Annotated in this window: 18 protein-coding genes; 16 read left to right on the top strand and 2 right to left on the bottom strand. The window is 71.0% G+C overall.

Going from position 1 to position 15885, the window contains the following annotated elements; translation table 11 throughout:
* The first annotated feature begins 202 nt into the window (after window positions 1-202).
* From fliQ to RHOFW104R8_RS03090, 14 genes are all read left to right on the top strand, one after another.
* On the top strand, window positions 203-472 hold the full coding sequence (fliQ, locus tag RHOFW104R8_RS03155; protein WP_068095682.1) for a flagellar biosynthesis protein FliQ: 270 nt from the start codon (window positions 203-205) through the stop codon (window positions 470-472).
* Complete coding sequence (fliR, locus tag RHOFW104R8_RS03150; protein ID WP_068095684.1) at window positions 469-1239, top strand: flagellar biosynthetic protein FliR; 771 nt, start codon at window positions 469-471, stop codon at window positions 1237-1239. Before fliQ ends, fliR begins: the two co-directional genes overlap by 4 nt.
* 5 nt (window positions 1240-1244) lie before the next feature.
* Window positions 1245-2381 (top strand): flagellar biosynthesis protein FlhB, encoded by a 1137-nt coding sequence (gene flhB, locus RHOFW104R8_RS03145; protein ID WP_068095685.1) that lies wholly within the window; start codon window positions 1245-1247, stop codon window positions 2379-2381.
* Window positions 2382-2396: 15 nt separating this feature from the next.
* Window positions 2397-4490, top strand: coding sequence for a flagellar biosynthesis protein FlhA (flhA, locus tag RHOFW104R8_RS03140; protein ID WP_068095686.1), 2094 nt, complete (start codon window positions 2397-2399; stop codon window positions 4488-4490).
* 124 nt (window positions 4491-4614) lie between these two features.
* The gene (flhF, locus tag RHOFW104R8_RS03135) at window positions 4615-5892 is read left to right on the top strand and encodes a flagellar biosynthesis protein FlhF (RefSeq protein WP_068095687.1); all 1278 of its coding nucleotides are present in this window, start codon (window positions 4615-4617) and stop codon (window positions 5890-5892) included.
* Between the two features lie 14 nt (window positions 5893-5906).
* Complete coding sequence (locus RHOFW104R8_RS03130) at window positions 5907-6842, top strand: P-loop NTPase (RefSeq protein ID WP_082823503.1); 936 nt, start codon at window positions 5907-5909, stop codon at window positions 6840-6842.
* A complete protein-coding gene (locus RHOFW104R8_RS03125) occupies window positions 6839-7567 on the top strand; it encodes an RNA polymerase sigma factor FliA (RefSeq protein WP_068095688.1) in 729 nt (242 codons plus the stop codon). The genes RHOFW104R8_RS03130 and RHOFW104R8_RS03125 overlap by 4 nt, the downstream gene beginning before the upstream one ends.
* Before the next feature lie 64 nt (window positions 7568-7631).
* Complete coding sequence (locus RHOFW104R8_RS03120; RefSeq protein WP_068095690.1) at window positions 7632-8039, top strand: chemotaxis response regulator CheY; 408 nt, start codon at window positions 7632-7634, stop codon at window positions 8037-8039.
* Window positions 8036-8683 (top strand): protein phosphatase CheZ, encoded by a 648-nt coding sequence (locus RHOFW104R8_RS03115; RefSeq protein ID WP_235604450.1) that lies wholly within the window; start codon window positions 8036-8038, stop codon window positions 8681-8683. Before RHOFW104R8_RS03120 ends, RHOFW104R8_RS03115 begins: the two co-directional genes overlap by 4 nt.
* Window positions 8684-9040: 357 nt before the next feature.
* Window positions 9041-10906 (top strand): chemotaxis protein CheA, encoded by a 1866-nt coding sequence (locus RHOFW104R8_RS03110; RefSeq protein WP_068095691.1) that lies wholly within the window; start codon window positions 9041-9043, stop codon window positions 10904-10906.
* A gap of 5 nt (window positions 10907-10911) precedes the next feature.
* Window positions 10912-11652: a flagellar motor protein gene (locus tag RHOFW104R8_RS03105; protein ID WP_068095692.1), complete on the top strand. Its 741-nt coding sequence runs from the start codon at window positions 10912-10914 to the stop codon at window positions 11650-11652.
* Window positions 11649-12710 carry a flagellar motor protein MotD gene (gene motD / locus RHOFW104R8_RS03100; RefSeq protein WP_082823502.1) on the top strand — a complete coding sequence of 354 codons (1062 nt, stop codon included), beginning with the start codon at window positions 11649-11651 and terminating at the stop codon, window positions 12708-12710. The genes RHOFW104R8_RS03105 and motD overlap by 4 nt, the downstream gene beginning before the upstream one ends.
* A gap of 28 nt (window positions 12711-12738) precedes the next feature.
* Window positions 12739-13218 carry a chemotaxis protein CheW gene (locus RHOFW104R8_RS03095; protein ID WP_068095693.1) on the top strand — a complete coding sequence of 160 codons (480 nt, stop codon included), beginning with the start codon at window positions 12739-12741 and terminating at the stop codon, window positions 13216-13218.
* Window positions 13208-13561, top strand: a complete 354-nt coding sequence (locus RHOFW104R8_RS03090; RefSeq protein ID WP_068095694.1) for a DUF2802 domain-containing protein — start codon at window positions 13208-13210, stop codon at window positions 13559-13561. Before RHOFW104R8_RS03095 ends, RHOFW104R8_RS03090 begins: the two co-directional genes overlap by 11 nt.
* Before the next feature lie 31 nt (window positions 13562-13592).
* Here the strand turns inward: RHOFW104R8_RS03090 and RHOFW104R8_RS03085 are convergent, their stop codons facing one another.
* Both RHOFW104R8_RS03085 and RHOFW104R8_RS03080 read right to left on the bottom strand, forming a co-directional pair.
* Window positions 13593-13844 carry a flagellar biosynthesis protein gene (locus RHOFW104R8_RS03085; protein ID WP_068095696.1) on the bottom strand — a complete coding sequence of 84 codons (252 nt, stop codon included), beginning with the start codon at window positions 13842-13844 and terminating at the stop codon, window positions 13593-13595.
* Window positions 13841-14983, bottom strand: a complete 1143-nt coding sequence (locus tag RHOFW104R8_RS03080; protein WP_068095697.1) for a flagellar hook-length control protein FliK — start codon at window positions 14981-14983, stop codon at window positions 13841-13843. The genes RHOFW104R8_RS03085 and RHOFW104R8_RS03080 overlap by 4 nt, the downstream gene beginning before the upstream one ends.
* Before the next feature lie 160 nt (window positions 14984-15143).
* On the opposite strand from RHOFW104R8_RS03080, the gene RHOFW104R8_RS03075 reads away from it, so the two are divergent.
* Both RHOFW104R8_RS03075 and RHOFW104R8_RS03070 read left to right on the top strand, forming a co-directional pair.
* Window positions 15144-15503 carry a lipid asymmetry maintenance protein MlaB gene (locus RHOFW104R8_RS03075; RefSeq protein WP_068095698.1) on the top strand — a complete coding sequence of 120 codons (360 nt, stop codon included), beginning with the start codon at window positions 15144-15146 and terminating at the stop codon, window positions 15501-15503.
* 13 nt (window positions 15504-15516) lie between these two features.
* The gene (locus tag RHOFW104R8_RS03070; RefSeq protein WP_068095700.1) at window positions 15517-15879 is read left to right on the top strand and encodes a response regulator; all 363 of its coding nucleotides are present in this window, start codon (window positions 15517-15519) and stop codon (window positions 15877-15879) included.
* Window positions 15880-15885: the final 6 nt, after the last annotated feature.

The raw sequence follows: 15885 nt of genomic DNA, 5'->3' as shown, positions 1-15885 counted from the left end.
TCGCCAGCACATGGATGTGCTGTCGAAAAGCCCGGCCTCGACTCACGGACTTGCCGGGCAGGATGCCCGGCAAGCGCCAAGCGGGGTGGCCTTCTCTTTTGGTTACTTTTCTCTTGGCCAAGCAAGAGAAAAGTGACTCGGTCGCCGTAGGCGATCGAAAGCTCTTCGCCTTTGACGCAGAAAAGCAAAGCGGAGCCGCCCCATGACCCCCGAATCCATCATGGAGATCGGCCAGCACGCGCTGTACGTGGCGATGCTGGTGGCCGCGCCGCTGCTGCTGACCGCGCTGGCGGTGGGCCTGCTGGTGGGCGTGATCCAGGCGGCCACGCAGATCAACGAGATGACGCTCAGCTTCATCCCCAAGCTGATCGCGATGGCGCTGGTGGCGCTGGTCGCCGGGCCGTGGATGCTGCGCCTGCTGGTGCATTACACCACGCAACTGATCGAAAGCCTGCCGGGAGCGATCCGGTGACGGCGCTGGACCTGGCGCAGCTGCCGCTGTGGCTGGGCAGCCTGTTCTGGGCGCTGGGCCGGGTGAGCGGGCTGTGCCTGGTGGCGCCGGTGTTCAGCGCGACGGTGGTTTCGGCGCGGATCCGCATCGGCGTGGTGGTGGTGCTGGCACTGGTGCTGGCACCGCTGGCGCCGGCGACGATCGACCCGCTCAGCGGCGACGGCGTGGCGACGATGGCCGGGCAGGTGCTGATCGGCGCGGCGGTGGGCTTCGTGCTGAAGCTGGTGTTCGAGGCGGTGGCGTTCGGCGGCGAGCTGGTGGGGCAGAGCATGAGCCTGGGTTTCGCCGAGGTGGTCAACCCGCAGGCCGGCGGCAGCGCGAACGTGCTGAGCGGGTTCTACCTGTTGCTGGTGACCCTGCTGTTCCTCGCGATGGACGGCCATCTGCGCCTGATCGCGCTGCTCGCCGACAGCTTCCGCAGCCTGCCGCCGGGCATGCCGGCGATCGACGCGAACGGCCTGCACGCGGTGGTCGGCTTCGCGGCGGAGCTGTTCTCCGGCGCGGTGCGCGTGGCGCTGCCGGCGATGACCTCGCTGCTGGTGGTGAACATCGGCTTTGCCGCGATCAGCCGCGCGGCGCCGTCGATGAACCTGTTCGCGGTGGGCTTTCCGATCACCGTGTCGCTGGGCTTCATCGCCCTGTGGCTGGCGCTGCGCAGCCTGCCGGGCGCGTTCGCGGCGCTGCAGGATGACGCCTGGTCGCTGATGCGCAACCTGCTGGGGAGCTGACCGCGATGGCGGACGACAGCGACCAGGAAAAAACCGAACAACCTACCGAAAAACGGCTGCGCGAATCGCGCGAGAAGGGCGAGGTCCCGCGCTCGCGCGACCTCTCCGGAGCGGTGGTGGTGCTGGCCGGCGTGGCGGCGCTGATCAGCAGCGGCGACAGCGCGTTGCTGCATGCCCGGAGGATCTTCGCGCTGGGCCTCGGCTACTCGCGCGAGGCGCTGCTTTCCGACGCCTTGCCTGGCCGCGCGCTGCACGCGGCGGTGAGCGAGGCGCTGGGCCTGTTCGCGCCGGTGGCTCTGGCCACGCTGCTGGCCGCCGTCGCCGCGCCGCTGCTGCTGGGCGGGCTGAATTTCAGCGCGCAGGCGTTGCAGCCGAAGTTCGACCGGCTCGACCCGATCAAGGGGCTGGGCCGGATCTTCGCGATGCGCGGCCTGGTCGAGCTGGGCAAGGCGCTGCTGAAGCTGCTGTTCATCGGTGCGGTGCTGGCCCTGCTGCTGCGGCACTGGCAGGGCGAGCTGCAGGCCACCGGGCGAGGCCCGGTGATGGCCGGCATCGCGCAATCGATCGGCCTGCTCGGCCGCGCCGCGCTGTGGTTCGGCTCGATGCTGGCGCTGATCGGCGGCATCGATGCCCTCTACCAGAAATTCGACCACGCGAAAAACCTGCGCATGACCCGGCAGGAAATCCGCGACGAGATGAAGGAGAGCGAGGGCAACCCCGAGATGAAGGGGCGCATCCGCCAGGTGCAGCAGGCGCAGGCGCGCCGGCGGATGATGGAGGAACTGCCCAGGGCCGACGTGGTGGTGGTCAACCCGACCCACTTCGCGGTGGCGCTGCGCTACGACGATGGCCGCCTGGGCGCGCCGCGGGTGATCGCCAAGGGCGTCGACGTGCTGGCCCAGCAGATCCGCCTGGTGGCGGGCTCCCATCGCATCCCGCTGGTCGAGGCGCCGCCGTTGGCACGCGCCTTGTATGCCACGACTGAACTGGGCCGGGAAATTCCCGCCGCGCTGTACGTGGCGGTGGCCCAGGTCCTCGCCTACGTCTACCAGCTGAAGCAGGCCGCGGCGCAGGGCGAAGCGCCGCCGCCGGCACCCACCCCCGAGGTCGATCCCGACCTCATGGGGCCCTACCGCGAATAACGACGAGTCAAATCCATGACGGGTGCAGACGTACTGGGCAACTTCAAACACCTGGCGCGACGTGGCGCCGGCGCTCCGGTGATGATGCTGGTGATGCTGGCGATGCTGATGTTGCCGCTGCCGCCGTTCCTGCTCGACATGCTGTTCAGCTTCAACATCGCGCTGTCGCTGGTGATCCTGCTGGCGGTGGTCTACGTGATGCGTCCGCTGGAGTTCGCCGCGTTTCCCACCGTGGTGCTGATGGCGACCCTGCTGCGGCTGGCGTTGAACATCGCCTCCACCCGCGTGGTGCTGCTGCACGGGCATGACGGCCCCGGCGCCGCCGGCAAGGTGATCGAGGCGTTCGGCGAATTCGTGATCGGCGGCAACTTCGCGGTCGGCCTGGTGGTGTTCGCGATCATCACCATCATCAACTTCGTGGTGGTCACCAAGGGCGCCACCCGCGTGTCGGAAGTGACCGCGCGGTTCACCCTGGATGCGATGCCCGGCAAGCAGATGGCGATCGACGCCGACCTCAACGCCGGCCTGCTGACCCAGGAGCAGGCGCGCGAGCGGCGCCAGGAAGTGCGCGAGGAGGCGGACTTCTACGGCTCGATGGACGGCGCCTCCAAGTTCGTGCGCGGCGATGCCACCGCCGGCATCCTGATCCTCATCATCAACATCGTCGGCGGCTTCTTCGTCGGCGTGATGCAGCACGGCCTGTCGGCCGGCGAGGCGGCCAAGACCTACACCCTGCTGACCATCGGCGACGGCCTGGTGGCGCAGGTGCCGGCGCTGATGCTGTCGGTGGCGGCGGCGATCATCGTCACCCGCGTGTCGAAGTCGCAGGACATGGGCAAGCAGGTGATCGGCCAGGTGTTCGGCCAGCCGCGCGCGCTCGGCGTGGCGGCGGCGGTGCTGACCGTGATGGGGCTGATTCCCGGCATGCCGAACGTGGCGTTCCTGCTGCTCGGTGCCAGCTGCGGCGGCGCGGCGTGGCTGCTGCTGAAGCGCGAGCGCGATACCCGCGCCAAACTGGCCGAGTCGATCGCCGAAAAGCCGGCCGCCGCCGTGGCGCCCGAGCGGGTGGAGCTGGGCTGGGAAGATGTGGCCAGCGTCGATCCGCTGGGCCTGGAAGTGGGCTACCGGCTGATCCCGCTGGTCGACGTGCACCAGGGCGGCGAGCTGATGGGGCGGATCAAGTCGGTGCGCCGCAAGCTGTCGCAGGAGCTGGGCTTCCTGGTGCCGGCGGTGCACATCCGCGACAACCTCGACCTGGGTCCCAACACCTACCGGATCACCCTGATGGGCGTGCCGATGGGCGAGGCCGAGGTGCACAACGAGCGCCTGATGGCGATCAACCCGGGCCAGGTGCACGGCACGTTGCAGGGCATCGCCACGCAGGACCCGGCGTTCGGGCTGGAGGCGGTGTGGATCGAAAGCGGCCAGCGCGAGCTGGCGCAGAGCTACGGCTATACCGTGGTCGATCCGGCCACGGTGATCGCCACGCACCTGTCGCACATCCTGCAAGGCCACGCGCACGAGCTGCTCAGCCACCAGGACGTGCAGCAGCTGCTGGACCGGCTCGCCGCCACCGCACCGAAGCTGGTCGAGGACCTGGTGCCCAAGCGCCTGGCACTCGGCGTAGTGGTGAAGGTGCTGCAGAACCTGCTCGCCGAGCGGGTGCCGATCCGCAACATGCGCAGCATCGTCGAATCCTTGGCGGAGCACGCCGGGCAAAGTCAGGATCCCGGCGTACTGACCGCTGCCGTGCGCGTCGCGCTGGGCCGGCAGATCGTGCAGGAGATCACCGGGCTGGGCACCGAAGTGCCGGTGATCACGCTGGCGCCGGAGCTCGAGCAGATCCTGCTGGGCTCGCTCTCCGGCGGCGGAGGCGTGGCCGGCGCCGCGGTGGAACCGGGCCTGGCCGACCGTTTGCAGCAGAGCGTGGCCGACGCCGCGCGGCGCCAGGAATTGAGCGGGGAACCGGCGGTGCTGCTGGTCGCGCCGCTGCTGCGGCCGTGGCTCGCGCGCTTCACCCGCCACGTGGCACAAAACCTGCACGTACTGGCTTACAACGAAGTGCCCGACAACCGTCGGGTGCGATTGGTACAGGCGCTGGGACGATGAGAACCGGGATGACGGGATTCGGGATTGGGGATTCGAAAAAGCAGGCGGCGCGGCGAGCTTGCGGCGTTTTCGCTTTTGACGAATCCCCAATCCCGAATCTCGAATCCCGTTTGCGGAGCAGGCAATGAAGATCAAACGGTTCGTGGCGCCGGACATGCGCCAGGCGATGCGCGAGGTGCGCGAGGAGCAGGGCCCGGAAGCGGTGATCCTGTCCACCCGCCGGTTCGAGGAGGGCATCGAGGTGATCGCCGCGATCGACTACGACGAGGCGCTGGTGCGCGAGGCGGCCAGGCATGGCACGCCGTCCACCGCGCCGTCGCCGGCCGCGGCCGATGCCGTGGCGGCGCCGACGTCGCATGCCACCCCGGACGAAGCGGAGCCCGAGTCCTTGCCGCGTCCATCGACGGTGCGGCCGGCCGTCGCCGCACGCGCGGCGAAGAGCCCGCCGGCGATGCATCCGCTGATGGAACGTGCCGCGCAGGACACGGCGCAGCTGCGCAACGAACTGGGCGACCTGCGCGCGATGCTGGAAGTGCAGCTGTCGAGCCTGGCCTGGAACGACATGGAACGGCGCCAGCCGCTGCGCGCCCGCGTGCTGCGCGAGATGACGCGGCTGGGCATCGAATCCGACGTCGCGCGCGCACTGGTGGCCGAGCTGCCCGAGAAGATCAGCGCCGAGCAGGCGCGCTACCTGCCGCTGGGCATGCTCAGCCGCAGCCTGGCGGTGAGCGGGCGCAGCCTGTGCGGCGACCGGCGCGGCGTCACCGCGCTGGTGGGGCCCACCGGGGTGGGCAAGACCACCACCATCGCCAAGCTCGCCGCGCGCGCTGTGATGCAGCACGGCGCAGACCAGGTGGCGCTGGTCAGCACCGACCACTACCGCATCGGCGCCGCCGCGCAGCTGGAGCATTACGGCCGGCTGCTCGGCGTGCGGGTTTATCCGGCCTACGACGCGGCGAGCCTGCGCAAGGTGCTGGAGATGCTGCGCGACCGCCACACCGTGCTGATCGATACCGCGGGCGTGGCCGGCAGCGATCCGCGGCTCGCGCAGCAACTGGAGATCCTCGCCGACGCCGGCGAGCTGCGCGCCTGCCTGGTGCTGGCGGCCAACGCGCAGTCGCAGGCGCTGGACGACGCGGTGCGCGCCTACCTGCCGCTGCGGCCGCATGCCTGCATCCTGACCAAGCTGGACGAGGCGCCGAACCTGGGCGGCGCGCTGTCGGTGCTGATCCGGCACCGGCTGTCGCTGGACTACACCACCGACGGCCAGCGCGTGCCCGAGGACATCGCCACGGCGGATGCGCGCGTGCTGGTGTGCCGCGCCGCGCAGTCGCTCAGGGGCGAGGCGCCCGACGACGGCCTGATGGCCGAGCGCTTCGGCCTTGCGGTGGCCGAAGCATGAGCGGAGTACTTGCAATGGACCAGGCTTCGGGGCTGCAGCGGATGCTGTCGGCCATGGCCGGCCGGCCTGCGCCGGAAGCGGCCGGCAGCCACCAGGCCGGCGGCCTGCCGACCGCGGCGCCGGCGACCCGCCGCGCGTGCCGCACGATCGCGGTGGCCGGCGGCAAGGGCGGCGTCGGCAAGAGCACGGTGGCGGTGAACCTGGGCGTGGCGCTGTCGGCCGCCGGCCACGAGGTGATCCTGCTGGACGCCGACATGGGGCTGGCGAACGTCGACGTGATGCTGGGCCTCACCCCGTCGCGCCATGTCGGCCACCTGCTCGACGGCGAGTGCACGCTGGAGGAATTGCTGCTGCCCGCGCCGCGCGGCCTGCAGGTGGTGCCGGCCGGTTCCGGCGCGCGCCGGCTGGCGCAGCTGGACAACGGCGAGCACGCCGCGATCATCCGCGCGTTCGACGAGCTGGCGCGGCCGCCCGAGTACCTGCTGGTGGACACCGCCGCGGGGCTCTCCGACAACGTGACCATGTTCGCCGCCGCCGCCGCCGAGGTGGTCCTGGTGGTGTGCGACGAGCCCGCGTCGCTGACCGATGCCTACGGGCTGGCCAAGGTGCTCAGCCGCGATTTCGGCGTGCGCCGCCTGCGCATGGTCGCCAACATGGTGCGCAACGAGGGCGACGCGCGAGCGCTGCACCACAAGCTGGCGCGGGTCAGCGACCGCTTCCTCGACGTGGTGATCGATTTCAGCGGATGGGTGCCGCACGACGAACGCCTGCGGCAGGCCATCCGGCGGCAATCCGCGGTGGTCGACCTGTGGCCTTCCAGCCAGTCGGCGCTGGCATTCAAGAAACTGGCCGGTGCGGTCGATAAGTGGGCGGAACCCGAACGTACGGGCCTCGACCGGATTGCCTTCTTTGGTGGCCGGGAGACACCGGCGCGGGAGATGCCGAGATGAGCGTGGCTTCGGAATATCTGCAACTTTCCCGCGAGAGTGCCGACGAACTGGTACGTCGGCACGCGCCGCTGGTCAGGCGGATCGCCTATCACCTGATGGGGCGGTTGCCGGCCAGCGTCGACGTGGGCGACCTGATCCAGGCGGGAATGATCGGCTTGCTGGAGGCGGCACGCCACTTTGCCCTCGATCGCGGGGCCAGCTTCGAGACGTATGCGGGCATCCGCATCCGCGGCGCAATGCTGGACGAACTGCGCCGCACCGACTGGACGCCGCGTTCGGTGCACCGCAAGACCCGCGAGGTGGCCGAGACGATCCGCCAGATCGAAACCGAGACCGGCGCCGAGGCGGACGACGCCGAGGTGATCCGCCGGCTCGGGATCAGCGCGGAGGAGTACCACCAGGTGCTCGCCGATGCGGCCTGCTCGCGCCTGCTCAGCCTGACCGCCTCCGACGACGGCGAGGAGAGCGGCGTGCTGGACGTAGCCGACGAGAACGGCCTTGGCCCGCCCGAGAGCATCGAGAACGATGGCATGCGCGAGGCGCTGGTCGAGGCCATCGGCGAACTCCCCGAGCGCGAGCAACTGGTCATGTCGCTGTATTACGAGCAGGAGCTGAACCTGAAGGAGATCGGCGCGGTGCTCGGCGTGAGCGAGTCGCGGGTCTGCCAGATCCACGGGCAGGCCGTGATCCGGCTCCGCGCGAGGCTCGCCGGCTGGCGCGGATGAGCAGGCCACACCCCATCAATCCCCGGGGCCGCACGCCGGCCCGCATCGCACGCGGAGAAGACGTTTGGACAAGAACATGAAAATCCTGGTGGTGGACGATTTCTCCACCATGCGGCGGATCGTCCGCAACCTGCTGGTCGAGCTGGGTTTCAGCAACCCGCTGATCCAGGAAGCCGACGACGGCGAGGGCGCGATCGCGATGCTGCGCAGCCAGCCGTTCGACCTGGTGGTGACCGACTGGAACATGCCGAACATGACCGGCATCGACCTGTTGCGCGCGATCCGCGCCGAGGCCTCGCTGAAGGGCCTGCCGGTGCTGATGGTGACCGCGGAGAACAACCGCGACCAGATCATCGCGGCGGCGCAGGCGGGCGTGAACGGCTACATCGTCAAGCCGTTCACCGCGATCACGCTCCAGGAGAAGCTCACCAAGATCTTCGAACGGATCGCCGCCAGCGGAGTCAGCGCATGAACATGAACATCATTCCGCCCCTCGCCGCCGACGAGACGCTGCCGGCCGAATTGCGCGAACTGCTGAACAGTCCCGAGGGTCCCGCCTTCGAGCAGGCGCTGGATGCGATGGTGCGCCAGCGCGAGCAGCGCCTGTTCCGCGCGCTCGGTCAGCTGGCCCGCGACCTGCACGATGCGGTGCGCCGGCTCGGCGGCGAGCTGGCCCAGGAAGGCGTGCCCGGCATCGTCGCCGACGCGCGCCAGCACCTGCAGGACGTCCTGGAGATGAGCGCGAACGCCGCGCACCGCAGCCTCGATTTCGCCGAGCGCATGCGGCCGCAGGCGGAGTCGCTGGGGCACAACGCCGGCGAGGTCCTCAAGTGGACCAGCGGCAACGACGCCGCCGCCGTGCTGGCGCGCGAGGCGGTGGCCTTTGCCGGCAGCTGCCGCGACGGACTGGCCGACATGGTGCTGGCGCAATCGTGGCAGGACCTGACCGGGCAGCGCATCAAGAAGGTCGCCAGCTTCATCGGCACGGTCGAATCGTCGCTGCTGGAACTGGTGCGCCTCACCGGCGCGCTGGCCGGCAGCGAGGCGCCGGCCGACGCGGTCAAGGTATCCAGCCAGGAAGACGCCGATCGCCTGCTCAGCGAATTCGGGTTTTGAGAGCCTGCTTATGCTCCTCAAGCACTCCGCGTTGTCATCGAGTGGCCGCCAGGTGGTAGTGCGTGGCGCAGTGCCTGCCTGGCCGGCAGAGCCTGCCCTTGCGAAAGCGGGGGGCAAAGCCGCGCGCTGCCGCATGGCGGCCACTCGATGGCAACCCCGGCACCTGGCAACTCCGGGGCCGGGTCTGTTTGCCCGCATGCCTGCGTCATCTCTCGGCCGTGGACGGACGTCCACTCCTCGCTCCTCAAAGCCGGCGCCATCCATGGCGCCTCCCCGCGTACCTTCGTTCTTCCCTGGCCTGCGCGCAAACAGCTCTTGGCGCGGGGCGCCTGGGGATCACAAGCAGGCTCTGGCGCCATGAACGCGGACTTCGACAACGAGCTGCGCCAGGATTTCCTGGTCGAGGCCGGCGAACTGCTGCAGCGCCTGGGCGAGCAGCTGGTCGGGCTGGAAGCGGCGCCCGGCGACGGCGAACTGCTGAACGCCGTGTTCCGCGCCTTCCACACGGTCAAGGGCGGCGCCGGGTTCCTGGCGCTGGAGCCGATGGTGCTGCTGTGCCACCACGCCGAGGACCTGCTCAACGAGGCCCGCAACGGCAGCGTGGTGCTCGGCGCCGGGCACATGGACGCGCTGCTGGAGACGCTCGACCTGCTCGACGACATGATGGCGGCAGTGGGCGCCGCCGCACCGCTGGCGATGCCGCCGCCGGCGTTGCTGCAATCCCTGCTGCCGCACGCCGTACCCGTTGCCGCGCCGCCGGCCGCCGCAGCGCCGGCAGGCGCGGGCGGCGCGATCGACGACAGCGAGTTCGAGGCCCTGCTCGACAGCATGTACGGCAGCGCTGCGCCCGGTACCGTCGTGCCGGCCGTGCCGCCGGCTGCGCCCAGGCTGGCCGCGACGATCGACGATGACGAATTCGAGGCCCTGCTGGACGCGCTGCACGGCCAGCAGGGCCAACCTGCCGCGGCAGCCGCGGCAGCCATGCCGGCAGCCGCCGTTGCGCCCGTCGTCGCGCCCGCGCCGGCGGCCGCGCGTCATGCGGCGCCGGCGGAGAACACCGTGCGGGTCGACACCAGCCGCCTCGACGTGCTGGTCAACCACGCCGGCGAACTGGTGCTGGCGCGCAACCGCCTGCTCAGCCTGGCCGCGCGCCATGGCGACGAGGCGCTGGCCGCCGCCGCCGGCGAACTGGACCGGATCACCGACGAGTTGCAGGCCGCCGTGATGGGCATGCGCATGCAGCCGGTGGGCCGCCTGTTCCAGCGCTTCCCGCGGATCGTGCGCGACCTGGCCCGCCAGCTCGGCAAGGAGGTGGAGCTGGTGCTGGAAGGCGAGGGCACCGACCTCGACCGCAGCCTAGTCGAGGCACTCGCCGACCCGCTGATCCATCTGCTGCGCAATGCGCTCGACCACGGCGTGGAGATGCCGGACCTGCGCGTGCAAAACGGCAAGCCGCGCAAGGGCCGGGTGTGCCTGTCGGCCAGCCAGCGCGGCGAACGCATCGTGATCGCGGTGAGCGACGACGGCCGCGGCATGGATCCGGAAATCCTGCGCCGCAAGGCGGTGGAGAAGGGCGTGATCGATGCCGTGCAGGCCGCGCGGCTCACCGAGGGCGAGTGCTACGAGCTGATTTTCCGCCCGGGCTTCAGCACCGCCGCGACGGTCTCGGACATCTCCGGCCGCGGCGTCGGCATGGACGTGGTGAAGACGCGCGTGGCCGAACTCGGCGGTACCCTGCAGGTACGCTCGAAGCTCGGCCACGGCAGCGAACTGGAACTGGCCGTGCCGCTTACCCTGGCGGTGCTGCGTGTGCTGATGGTGCGCGTCGGGACCCGCCTGCTGGCGTTGCCGCTGGGCAACGTGGAGGAGGTGTTCGAGCTTGCCGACGGCCAGGACTGCCTGCTCGACGGCCGGCTGGTGGCCCGCCATCGCGGCCGTGCCCTGCCGCTGGCCGACCTGGTCGAGTGGGCCGGTACGGCGTCGGCCGCGGGCCGGCACGTGGCGGTGCTGCACATCGGCCACCAGCGGCTGGGCTGCCTGGTGCACGAGGTGCTCGGCCGCGAGGATGTCATCGTCAAGCCGCTCGGGCACCTGTTCGACGGCGTGCCGGGCGTTGCCGGCGCCACCGTGACCGGCGACGGCCGGCTGGCGCTGGTGATGGACCTGGCCGCCCTGGCCGACGGCGCCGGGCAATCTTCCCCCCTACTGCAAGCGACCGGCTGACCTCCATGGATCTGGTAAGCATCGTCGGCACGATCCTGGCCTTCCTGGTCATCATCGTCGGTACCGTTCTCAAGGGCTCCAACATCGGCGCGTTGTGGAACGCCGCGGCGTTCGTGATCGTCTTCCTCGGCACGCTGTCCGCGCTGCTGGTGCAGACCCAGGGCAAGGTGCTCAGGCACGCGCTCAAGATGATGGCGATGGTCTACCGGCCGCCGCTGCACCGGCCGGACGACCTGATCAGCCGCATCGTCGGCTGGAGCGAGATCTCGCGCCGGCAGGGCCTGCTCGGGCTGGAGCCGCAGATCGAGGCGGAGCCCGACCCGTTCGTCAGCAAGGGGCTGCAGCTGCTGGTCGACGGCGGCGAGCCGGAGGCGATCCGCAGCGTGCTGGAGGTGGACCTGGAAACGCGCGAGGCGATCGACCTGGCCGGCGCCAAGGTATACGAGATGGCGGGCATCTACTCGCCCACGCTGGGCATCATCGGCGCGGTGATGGGCCTGATGGCGGTGATGCAGAACCTGGCCGACCCGAGCAAGCTCGGCCACGGCATCGCCGCGGCCTTCGTGGCCACCATCTACGGCGTGGCGCTGGCCAACCTGTTCATGCTGCCGATGGCGGCGCGGCTGAAGGGCCTGATCAGCAAGCAGACGCAGATGCGCGAGATCCTGATCGAGGGCCTGGTGTCGATCGCCCAGGGCGACAACCCGCGGCAGATCGAAGCGCGCCTGCAGGGTTATGTCCCATGAGGAGGCACCGGCACGAGGAACACCAGAACCACGAGGCATGGGCGATTCCGTATGCCGACCTGATGACCCTGCTGCTGGCGTTTTTCGTGGTGATGTACGCGGTCTCGGTGGTCAACGAAGGCAAGTTCCGGGTGATGTCCGAATCGCTGATCGAGGCGTTCAACGGCTCCAGCCACGCGATCGCGCCGCTGCCGCCGACCCGTATCCGCCCGCACAACGTGGCGCCGGCGATCGCCGCCCCGGCCGGCCAGTCGGGCTCGTCGATCGTGCCGATCGCGGTGCCGATCCCGCCGCATCCGGTGCCGGCGAGCGGCGGCAGCGGGCGCGAGGCGGCCCACCGGTCCAGGCCGCAGGAAGAGCTGGGCCGCATCGAGGACCAGGTGCGCAAGGCGCTGCAGCCGCTGATCGACCGCAAGCTGGTGGTGGTGCGACACAAGCCGGACTGGCTGGAAGTGGAGATCCGCACCGACATCCTGTTCCCCAGCGGCGTGGCGCAGCTGTCGGACCCGGCCAATGCGGTGCTGCGCGACCTCGCCGCGATCCTGGCGCGCTTCGCCAACCAGCTGCGGGTCGAGGGCTTCACCGACGACGTGCCGATCAACACCTCGCTGTACCCGTCGAACTGGGAACTCTCCGCGGCGCGGGCGGCCAGCGTGGCGCGCCTGTTCGCCACCAACGGGATCGCCCCGGACCGGCTCGGCATCATCGGCTGGGGCGAAGTGCGCCCGATCGCCGACAACGCCACCGCGGAGGGACGCAACCAGAACCGCCGGGTGCTGGTGGTAGTGATGGGCAATGGCCAGGCCGCGCAACGCGGGCAGAGCGACGCCGGGCATGTCGACCAGGTTTCCGGGCTGGTGCCCGCGCCGGTTCCCGACGTGCTGCCCACCGTGCGCGTGTTCGGCTCGCCCGAGGCGCCGCCGGCGCGCGAAGGCGACCGGTCGGCCGCCCCGACCGCCGAGGTTTCCGCCGGCGCCGGACGCGCGGCGAAGGCCGGCGGCCAGGACATCCCTGACCTGGCCCGCCGCGCCAGGTCGACCCAGCCGTCGGTTCGATGAGCGGGCCGCCGGCTCGCGGAGCAATCGCATGAACGCCACCGTCCCCACTTCCGCGTCGCACGAGCAGCACTGGCTGTCGTTCCGCATCGGCGCGCAGCTGTACGCCGCGCCGTTGGCCGACGTCAGCGAGGTCATCCGCGACGGCGACCTGACCCCCGTGCCCGGCGCCGCCGGCGACCTGCTCGGCGTGCGCCACCTGCGCGGACGCATCGTGCCGGTGATGGACGGACGCCGCCGGCTTGGCCTGTCGCCGTCGCCGCCGGCGGATCCGCTGACGGTGCGCATCGTGATGCTGGCGCATGCCGGCCAGCAGGTCGGCCTACGGGTGGATGCGGTCGGCGAGCTGCTCGGCAGCGACGGCCGGGAGATCGCCCCGCCGCCGCCGGGGCGGGCCGACCGCCGCGACGATCCGGTGAGCGGCGTGCTGGCCTGGCAGGGCGGGTTCGTGGCCCTGCTCGACGTGCGCCGGCTGTGCCGGCTGGACGGGGAGGATGGCCATGTGGCTTGAAGCGGGCGTGGCCATATTGCTGCTGCTGGCGCTGGCGCAATCGTTCCTGCTGTTCCGCCTGTGGCGCCAGTCGCGCCGGCTGCAGCAACGCGTCGATGCGCTGTGGGGCGACGCGGCCCGTGCCGCGGCCGATGTGCCGACCTCCATGCTGGTGGCGGCACTGGGACGGCTGGAACGGCAGGTCGGCCTGATCGGCCAGCAACCGCCGCCGGCCCGGCAATCCTGGGAACTGGCCCAGCAGCTGGCGCGCGAAGGCGCCGATGCCGAACAGCTGGTCGCCCGCTGCGGCCTGTCGCGCGACGAGGCGAGGCTGATCCTGCAGGTCCGGCCGTCCGGCCCGTGACGAGGCACGCCCGCGCGATCCGGCCCGGCGGCTACTCTTCCGCCGCGTCGTAGACGGCGGCCAGCACCGACGCGGCGGCGGCGTAGAGCAACGCCGGCACGTCGTCGCGCAACCGCAATGCCGCCAGCAGGGCGGCGATCTGCGGATCGTGGTGCAACGGCAGGCCCAGCGACTGCGCGCGTGCGCGCAGGGCCTCCAGCGATTCGGGCGGCATCGCCTTCATCTCGCCGTCGCCGCTGGCCAGCCGCAGGCCGACCCGGCGAGGAACCGGCGGCGTGTTCATGCGGTGGCCTGCAGCAGCACGGCGCTGTGCCGGCCCGGCGGCTGCGGCAGGCCGACCTGGCAGCTCAGCTGGTCGAGCAGCACGCCGCATGCGGCCAGCCGCTGCCGCAGCGCGGTGAACTGGCGCTCCAGCCGCTGCGCGGTTTCCGCCTGCGCCGCCCACAACCGCACCGACAAGCGCGGTTCGCGCAGATGCAATTCGCCCTGCAGCGGACCCAGCGTCGGCAGATCCAGCGCAAAGCCCAGCGTCCAGCCGTGGCCGCCGTCGGCGGCGTCGGCGACGAATTCCAGGTGCAACTGCAGCACGTCGCGGCCGCCGTCACCCTGCAGCGGGATCTCGATCATCCACGCCGGCAGCGGGCTGGCGCCGGCCTCCAGCTGGGCCACTTCCACCCGTGCGAGTGCGGCCTTCACGTCGCCGTGCAGGCGGTCCAGCAACTGCTCCACGTCCTCGCCGGCGAGCAGCGGCGGCAACGGCGCTCGCGGCTGGGCCTGCAGGCCGCGCTGCAGTAGCGGCGGCGCCGCATCGCCGCGGCCGGGCGCTGGCGGCGTGGCGGCGCGCCGGTCGAGCAGGCCGGCCAGGCGCAGCAGCGCGCCTTTCCAGTCGTCCGCGGCCAGGGCCGCCAGGTTGCCGTGGGGAAGCGCCAGCCGGGATTCGAAAAACAGGCCGCTGCGGTTGATCGCCTCGCGCAGTCCCTCGCCGCGGGTGATCTCCGCCGGCGTGCGCAGGGACTGTTCGAGCAGCGCCAGCGCCGCGCGCAGGTCCGGCGGCAACTGGCGCAGCACCGGCCGCTGGGCCAGCGCGTCGAGCGTCGACAGCAGCGGCGCATAGCCGTTCTGCTGCGGCAGGCGTTCGCGCAGGGCGCGCTGGAGGGCCGGGTCGGCCGGGTGCGCGAGCATTTCGAGCTGCGGTTGCGCCCCCAGGCTGAGCACGCGCACCTGGAACTGCGCGGGCAACTGGCCGCCGGATACGTCCGCCTCCACCGTCAGCGCCCCGATCTGCAGCACCTGCAGGCCGAGCGCACTCACGCCCAGCGGCCGCGCCGACAGCACGCTGCCGATGCGCCAGCTCTGCGCCGCGCTGCCGGAGGCGGCACCGGCCCAGGTCAGGGCGGCAAGGCTGGTCGGCTGGATGATCAAGAGGGTTCCTGCACGAAAGCGCAGCTGCGCGGATGGGATCGTCCCGGAGGGCATCGGCCGCGTGCGGGCAAACTTGAGGAGCCCGCGCTGGCGCTAAAGCGATCGTGCCCGCGGTCGATAAACACACCGTCAGCGCAGATGGCGCGAGCGGAGTGGCGACATGGCCGGCAAGCGGGCGGCGAAGGATACCGGGGAACCCCAGGCGGGCGCGAAGACCGCGGCACAGGCGGATGCCGGCGCGGCCGTGGTGGCGCTGCCGCCGGATTGCCGCATCGCGGCCCAGGCGGCACTGAAGGCGCAGCTGATGGGCGTGCTGGAGCGCGGCGCCATCGTGCTCGACGGACAGCAGGTGGAGCGTGTCGACACCGCCGCCCTGCAGTTGCTGGTGCTGCTGCGGCGCGAACTGGGCGAACGCGGCGGCACCCTGGCGTGGCGCGGCGCGAGCGAAGCATTGAACGAAGCGGCCGGTCTGCTCGGGCTGGCCCGGATACTGGAACTGCCGGCCGCGAGGCCGGCCTGAACGAGGTGGCAGCATGGCAAAGATTCTTGCGGTGGACGATTCGGCCTCGATGCGCGGCATGGTGGCATTCACCCTGCGCGGCGCCGGCCACGAGGTGACCGAAGCCGAGAACGGCCAGCTGGCGCTGGACGTGGCGCGCGGCGGTTCGTTCGACCTGGTGCTGGCCGACGTCAACATGCCGGTACTGGACGGCATCGCGATGGTGCGCGAGATGCGCGCGATGGACAGCTACAAGGGCGTGCCGATCCTGATGCTGACCACCGAGTCGCACACCGACAAGAAAATGGAAGGCAAGGCGGCCGGCGCCACCGGCTGGCTGGTCAAGCCGTTCGACCCGGAGCAGCTGCTGGCCACCGTCAAGCGCGTGCTGGGCTGAGCGCGG

This window comes from Rhodanobacter sp. FW104-R8, assembly GCF_001617365.1.
Classification (GTDB): domain Bacteria; phylum Pseudomonadota; class Gammaproteobacteria; order Xanthomonadales; family Rhodanobacteraceae; genus Rhodanobacter.
Note: the sequence above shows the minus strand (reverse complement) of the source record. Positions and strands in the feature narration are given on the sequence as shown.

Bases quoted from the DNA above. Each gene is read 5' to 3' on its own strand.
- RHOFW104R8_RS03110 (WP_068095691.1), top strand. From the start codon at position 9,041: ATGAACGCGGACTTCGACAACGAGCTGCGCCAGGATTTCCTGGTCGAG.
- flhB (WP_068095685.1), top strand. From the start codon at position 1,245: ATGGCGGACGACAGCGACCAGGAAAAAACCGAACAACCTACCGAAAAA.
- motD (WP_082823502.1), top strand. From the start codon at position 11,649: ATGAGGAGGCACCGGCACGAGGAACACCAGAACCACGAGGCATGGGCG.
- RHOFW104R8_RS03085 (WP_068095696.1), bottom strand. From the start codon at position 13,844: ATGAACACGCCGCCGGTTCCTCGCCGGGTCGGCCTGCGGCTGGCCAGC.
- flhA (WP_068095686.1), top strand. From the start codon at position 2,397: ATGACGGGTGCAGACGTACTGGGCAACTTCAAACACCTGGCGCGACGT.
- flhF (WP_068095687.1), top strand. From the start codon at position 4,615: ATGAAGATCAAACGGTTCGTGGCGCCGGACATGCGCCAGGCGATGCGC.
- RHOFW104R8_RS03070 (WP_068095700.1), top strand. From the start codon at position 15,517: ATGGCAAAGATTCTTGCGGTGGACGATTCGGCCTCGATGCGCGGCATG.
- RHOFW104R8_RS03090 (WP_068095694.1), top strand. From the start codon at position 13,208: ATGTGGCTTGAAGCGGGCGTGGCCATATTGCTGCTGCTGGCGCTGGCG.
- RHOFW104R8_RS03125 (WP_068095688.1), top strand. From the start codon at position 6,839: ATGAGCGTGGCTTCGGAATATCTGCAACTTTCCCGCGAGAGTGCCGAC.
- RHOFW104R8_RS03095 (WP_068095693.1), top strand. From the start codon at position 12,739: ATGAACGCCACCGTCCCCACTTCCGCGTCGCACGAGCAGCACTGGCTG.
- RHOFW104R8_RS03115 (WP_235604450.1), top strand. From the start codon at position 8,036: ATGAACATGAACATCATTCCGCCCCTCGCCGCCGACGAGACGCTGCCG.
- RHOFW104R8_RS03130 (WP_082823503.1), top strand. From the start codon at position 5,907: ATGGACCAGGCTTCGGGGCTGCAGCGGATGCTGTCGGCCATGGCCGGC.
- RHOFW104R8_RS03075 (WP_068095698.1), top strand. From the start codon at position 15,144: ATGGCCGGCAAGCGGGCGGCGAAGGATACCGGGGAACCCCAGGCGGGC.
- RHOFW104R8_RS03105 (WP_068095692.1), top strand. From the start codon at position 10,912: ATGGATCTGGTAAGCATCGTCGGCACGATCCTGGCCTTCCTGGTCATC.
- fliQ (WP_068095682.1), top strand. From the start codon at position 203: ATGACCCCCGAATCCATCATGGAGATCGGCCAGCACGCGCTGTACGTG.